Here is a 1,025-nt window from a genome sequence, read left to right on the forward strand (position 1 = left end):
GCGCGGCGGCGCGGTTGAGGATCGCCACCGCCTTGTCGCCATTGGCGAGGCTCTTCACGAAAATCTGGACGTCATCGGACAGATAGGCAGGCACCGCCTGGTTGCCGCCCGCATCCTGGTTCAGCGCGATGATCGCGCGGTTGCCCAGCAGCGCGATCTGCTCGGCATTGGCCTTTCGCAGGTCGAAACCAATCAGCAGCGGCGCGTTCATCATCGCCCACATCGCGAAATGCGAGCGCGCCTCGGTAATGTGGTTCGCATCGAACTCGCCCGAGCCGACAAACAGCATGTCGGGGTCGTTCCATGTGTGCGGATGGGCATAGAGCGCGCGGGTCGCGCTGGTATCGAGATTGGTCAGCATCCGCGACCAGTGGGCGGTGATATCGTCGCTGGTCCGCGAGACATTGCCGATCTGCTTGCCCCAACTGCGCACGTCCGACGAGCCCCAGAGGCAGAGCGAAAAGAGATAGTCGCCGTCCGGGTTCTCGCGACGCAGGGCGGTGGCGACCTGTTCATAAAGTGAGCGGACGGCCGGGATGTCGGTCCGCGCCAGCGAATTCATGTCGATCAGTGGGGGCAACTCGCGATAATCGCCCTTGCGGACATGCTCGCTGTCCTTGCCCAGCCCGCGAATGCCGCAGCCATCGACCTTGATGTAGTCGAAGCCCCATTCGCGGAAGTAGAGCGCGATATCCTGGTCGATATGGCCGTACAGACCGACCTCGCGCTCGGCGATCGTGCCCTCGGGCTGGTTGGCGAAATTGGGAGTGTAGACCTGGCCGCAGCTGTTGCGGCCGATATCGGAATAAATCCCGGCCTTGAATCCCATGGCGTGGAGCCGGTCGGTCAGCGGGCGGAAGCTGGTCTGCTGGTTCGAGCCAGCCTTGGCCGAGGGGAATTTGTCGGCGCGGATGACCATCCGGCCATCGGGCTGGCGACGCCGAAGCCACCAGCCGTCATCGATGTTGATGTAACGATAGCCCGCCTCCCGTAGGCCCTTGTCGACGATCAGGCGGGCCGAGGCC

Annotated in this window: 1 protein-coding gene; it reads right to left on the reverse strand. The window is 63.7% G+C overall.

The genetic code is table 11. The annotated features are described in order from the left end of the window. Positions 1–1,025, reverse strand: a 1,025-nt coding sequence (locus tag SB4_RS18435; RefSeq protein WP_193753891.1) for a glycoside hydrolase family 27 protein, incomplete at both ends; no start/stop codon positions are given.

This window comes from Sphingomonas sanguinis (assembly GCF_001476905.1).
Lineage (GTDB): Bacteria > Pseudomonadota > Alphaproteobacteria > Sphingomonadales > Sphingomonadaceae > Sphingomonas > Sphingomonas sanguinis_B.